4 protein-coding genes are annotated in these 4911 nt (G+C 66.5%); all 4 read left to right on the top strand.

Translation table 11 applies throughout. The features are described from left to right. On the top strand, positions 1-1512 hold a 1512-nt coding region (locus ACHFFA_RS10555), incomplete at its 5' end, for an MFS transporter (protein ID WP_394270804.1). Between the two features lie 85 nt (positions 1513-1597). Next, positions 1598-2935 (top strand): acyl-CoA dehydrogenase family protein, encoded by a 1338-nt coding sequence (locus ACHFFA_RS10550; RefSeq protein WP_394270803.1) that lies wholly within the window; start codon positions 1598-1600, stop codon positions 2933-2935. A gap of 13 nt (positions 2936-2948) precedes the next feature. Beyond that, positions 2949-4037, top strand: coding sequence for a Zn-dependent alcohol dehydrogenase (locus tag ACHFFA_RS10545; protein ID WP_394270802.1), 1089 nt, complete (start codon positions 2949-2951; stop codon positions 4035-4037). Further along, the coding region (locus ACHFFA_RS10540) for a phosphotransferase family protein (RefSeq protein WP_394270801.1) at positions 4037-4911 on the top strand (875 nt) is incomplete at its 3' end. The genes ACHFFA_RS10545 and ACHFFA_RS10540, both read left to right, overlap by 1 nt.

The following is a 4911-nucleotide window of genomic DNA, read 5'->3' as shown; positions in this document are numbered from 1 at the left end:
AATGTCCGGCGGGGGCGACAGCGTCGGCGGGGCGGCGCGCGGGCCCTCTGCCTGATGGCATTTACCAGCGGCCCCTTGCCGGCGCGGCTCAAGCTGTACCACGGCATCGGGTCGATCGCCTTCGGGGTCAAGGACGGCGGCTTCAGCTTCTTCCTGCTGCCGTTCTACAATCTGGTTCTGGGAGTGGACGCAGGCACGGTAGGCGCCGCGCTGGCGACTGCGCTCGTCATCGACGCCCTGATCGACCCCCTGATCGGCCATCTTTCGGACCGGACCTACAGCCGATGGGGGCGGCGGCTGCCGTGGCTCTATCTCGCGCCCCTGCCGCTCGCCCTGATGTGGGCGCTGCTGTGGTCGCCCCCGTTCACGGGGGTGCCGGGTTTCGGGGAGATTGTCGCGCTGGCGGTGGGCGTGCGGCTGCTGCTGTCGGCGTGCGAGGTGCCCTCGATCAGCCTGGTGCCGGAAATCACCGACGATTACGATGAACGCACCACCCTGTTTCGCTACCGCTTCCTGTTCGCCTGGATCGGCGGACTGATGATGATGGTTATGACCTTCACGGTGTTCCTGCCCACGCCCGAGGCGCAATTGCGCGAAGACGGTTACGCCGTCTACGGGGCATTCGGTGCAGTCGTCATCCTGCTGACGGTCATCGGGTCGGCCATCGGGCAGCACCGGCTCGTCGCCCAGCTACCGCCGCGGCGCCCCGGCCCGTTCAGCCTGCGCGGTGCCTTCGCCGAAATCGTCGAGGCATTCCAAGAGCGCGCCTTCGCGATCTTCGTCATCGGCGCGGTCGGCGCCTACATCGCGCAAGGGGTGACGTTCTCGATCACGCAATATCTCAATCTCTATGTCTGGCAGTTCTCGGACCTTGCCTTCAAGCTCTATCCGCTTGTGCTGTTCGTCTCGGTGGTGTTCATGTTCCTGGCGGTCGGTCCGCTCAACCGGCGCTGGGGCAAGCCCCGCACTGCTGCATTCGCCGCGCTGGCTGGCCTTGCGCTGTTCGTCTCGCCCTTCCTGCTGCTGCTGGCCGGGGCCTGGCCAGAACCCGGGACCACCGCGTCGACCGCGCTGCTGTTCGGCTTCCTCATCTGCGCGAACACCGCCAGCGTCACCTCGCTGGTTTCGGCAACCTCGATGGTGGCCGAGGTCGTCGAGGCGTTCGAACAGCGCACCGGCAAACGGGCCGAGGGCACCTTCTTCGCCGGCAACTGGCTGGTGCAGAAATGCGCGACCGGGGCGGGCATTCTGATCAGCAGCCTGATCGTCCAGTCGATCGATCTTGCGCCCGGCACGCCGCAGGATGCCGTCAGCCCGGAGATGATCCGGCGGTTGCTGTGGATGGTGCCGGCGGTGATGACGGCACTGATCCTGTTCGCGGCGTTCTGGCTCGCGCGCTTCCCGATCACCCGCGAGGACCATCAGGCCCGCGTCGCCGGTCGCCGCCAGGGGGGCGACCCGCTGGTCGACGTGATGCGTACCGACCCCGACGGCAACATAATCATTCCCTGAGCCGCGCTTGCGGGGTTGGCGCGGGCGCGAACCTCTGCCAGTTTCACCCGGCAACCGAATTCGACATACGAGAGGAACCGAGCCGATGGATTTCGAACCGACCGAGCGGCAAGTCTACTGGCGCGATCGCGTCCGGACCTTCATCGAGCAGCACGTCCGCCCCGCCGTTGACACCTACAAGGAGCAGGATGCCGGGGGCGAACGCTGGAAGGTCTTGCCCGTGGTCGAGGAACTGAAGGCCAGGGCCAGGGCGGACGGTATCTGGAACCTGTTCATGCCGCCGCGCAACGACAGCCACCACCATGTCGACGACAGTTTCGAGTTCGAGGGGCCTGGCCTGACCAATCTCGAATATGCCCTGTGCGCCGAGGAGATGGGGCGGATCGGCTTCGCCAGCGAGGTGTTCAACTGCTCCGCGCCCGATACCGGCAACATGGAGGTGTTCCACCGCTACGGCACGCGCGAACAGAAGGACGAATGGCTCCGCCCGCTGATGAACGGGGAAATCCGCTCGGCCTTCCTGATGACCGAGCCCTTCACCGCCTCGTCCGATGCGACCAATATCGAGACCCGGATCGAGCGGGACGGTGACGGATACGTCATCAACGGGCGCAAATGGTGGTCCTCGGGCCTCGGCGATCCGCGCTGCAAGGTGGCCATCGTCATGGGCAAGACCGATTTTGGCGGCCCGCGCCATTCGCAGCAATCGATGGTGCTGATGCCCATCGACGCGCCCGGCGTGACCGTGCTGCGCCATCTTCCGGTGTTCGGCTATGACGATGCCCCGCACGGCCATATGGAAGTCGAACTCAAGGATGTGCGCGTCCCCGCAACCGCCATGCTGCTGGGCGAAGGACGCGGCTTCGAAATCGCGCAGGGCCGGCTCGGGCCGGGCCGCATCCATCACTGCATGCGCACCATCGGCGCGGCCGAGGAAGCGCTGGAAAAGATGTGCCGCCGGCTCCAGGAACGCGAGGCTTTCGGCAAGCCGATCTACAAGCATTCGGTGTGGGAGGAACGGGTCGCCCGCGCCCGGATCGACATCGACATGACCCGCCTGCTCTGCCTCAAGGCGGCGGACATGATGGACAAGGTCGGCAACAAGGCGGCGAAGCAGGAAATCGCGATGATCAAGATCCAGGCCCCGAACATGGCCTTGCGGATCATCGACGATGCGATCCAGGCCCACGGCGGCGGCGGCGTGAGCGACGATTACGGGCTGGCCTATGCCTTCGCGCATCAGCGAACCCTCAGGCTGGCCGATGGTCCGGACGAAGTGCACGCCCGCTCTATCGCGCGGATGGAGTTTGCCAAGCACATGCCGCACGACGGCCCCTCGGCCAATGCCCTGCGCCGGGACGACGCCCGGCCGCAAGGCGGTGAGGAACGTCTCAGCTCGGGCGATATGGGCGTGGCACGGTAACAGGGAGGGGCGAATGGCCAAGGCAGCAATTCTGGAGCAGGTCGGCGCGCTGACCATCGGCGAGGTTGAACTGGCCCAGCCCGGCCCGCACGAGGTGCTGGTCGACACCAAGGCCTGCGGGCTGTGCCATTCGGACCTGCATTTCATCAACGGCAGTTACCCCCACCCCCTCCCCGCCATCCCGGGGCACGAGGCGGCCGGCGTGGTCCGCGCGGTGGGCAGCGAGGTGAGGACGGTCAAGCCCGGCGATCACATCGTCAGCTGCCTCAGCGCGTTCTGCGGGCACTGCGAGTTCTGCGTCACCGGGCGCATGGCGCTGTGCATCAGCGGCGAGGTCCGGCGCGACCAGACGCAGGCTCCGCGCATCACCCGCGCCGGCAGTGGCGAGCCGGTCGGCCAGATGCTCAATCTCTCGGCCTTCTGCGAACAGATGCTGATCCACGAACATGCCTGCGTGGCGATCGACAAGTCGATGCCGCTCGACCGGGCGGCCGTCATCGGCTGCGCGGTGACGACGGGGGCGGGCGCGGTCTTCAATGCCTGCAAGCTGGTGCCTGGCGAAAGCGTGGCGGTGGTGGGCTGCGGCGGGGTCGGCCTCGCCGCGATCAATGCCGCGCGGATCGCGGGCGCAGGCCAGGTCATCGCCATCGATCCGCTGGGCGAGAAGCGCGAGCTCGCCGAAGTTCTCGGCGCGACCCACACGGTCGACGCCACCGCGTCAGACGCGGTCGAGCAGGTGATGAAGATCACCGGCGGCGGGGTGCACCATGCAATCGAGGCCGTGGGCCGGCAGGCGAGTGCCGATCTGGCCGTCGCGGTGCTGCGCCGCGGCGGGACGGCGACGATCCTCGGGATGATGCCGCTCGACTGCAAGGTGGGCCTTGGCGCGATGGACCTGTTGTCCGGCAAGCGGCTGCAAGGCGCGCTGATGGGGATGAACCGCTTCCCGGTCGATCTGCCGCGGCTGGTCGATTTCTACCTGCGCGGCCTGCTCGACCTCGACACTATCATCGCCGAACGCATCCCGCTCGATCGCATCAACGAGGGCTTCGAAACGATGAAGGGCGGACATTCCGCGCGCAGCGTGGTGGTGTTCGACTGATGGGCCAAGAGGACGCCATCGATTTCGACGCCGAGATGGTTGGCACCATTGCCGTGCCAGAAAGGGACCGGCTCGACCTGACCCGGCTCGATGCCTGGTTCAAAAATAATGTCGCCGGCTACGAAGGGCCGCTGTCTTACGCCAAGTTCAAGGGCGGGCAGTCGAACCCCACCTATCGGATCGACACGCCGGGCAAGGCCTATGTTTTGCGCCGCCAGCCCTTCGGCAAACTGCTGCCCAGCGCCCATGCGGTCGACCGCGAATATGCCGCCATGTCGGCGCTCGGCCCGACCGGCTTCCCCGTGCCCCGGACATACGGCCTGTGCGACGATCCCGATGTCATCGGCGCCAAGTTCTTCGTCATGGACCTCGCCGATGGGCGCAGCCTGTGGAACGGCGCGCTGCCCGGGATCGAACGCAAGGAACGCCGGGCGATCTACGATGCGATGATCGACACCATGGCCGATCTCCACCTCAAGGATCCGCAGGCAATCGGCCTTGGCGAGTATGGCAAGCCGACCGACTATTGCGCCCGCCAGATCGCCCGCTGGTCGAGCCAGTACCGATTGTCCGAGACCGAACCCATGGCCAAGATGGAGCGGCTGATCGAATGGCTGCCCGAAACGGTGCCACCGCAACACGGCTCGAGCGTGGTCCATGGCGACTACCGGCTCGACAATCTCATCTTCCGCAAGGACGGTCCGCAAGTGCTGGCGGTGCTCGATTGGGAGCTGTCGACCCTGGGGGACCCGATCGCGGATTTCAGCTACCTCATGCTCAACTGGCACAACCCGGCAGATGGACGCGCGGGGCTGCTCGGCCTCGATCTTACGGCGCTCGGCATTCCCACACAGGACGAGGCAGTGGAGCAGCC

Origin of the sequence: Qipengyuania sp. (genome assembly GCF_043423005.1) — a bacterium.
Classification (GTDB): domain Bacteria; phylum Pseudomonadota; class Alphaproteobacteria; order Sphingomonadales; family Sphingomonadaceae; genus Qipengyuania.
The sequence above is the reverse complement of the archived record's forward strand: the minus strand, read 5'-3'. Positions and strand labels throughout refer to the sequence as shown.

Coding starts and splice junctions, on each gene's coding strand:
- ACHFFA_RS10545 (WP_394270802.1), top strand. CDS start 2,949: ATGGCCAAGGCAGCAATTCTGGAGCAGGTCGGCGCGCTGACCATCGGC.
- ACHFFA_RS10550 (WP_394270803.1), top strand. CDS start 1,598: ATGGATTTCGAACCGACCGAGCGGCAAGTCTACTGGCGCGATCGCGTC.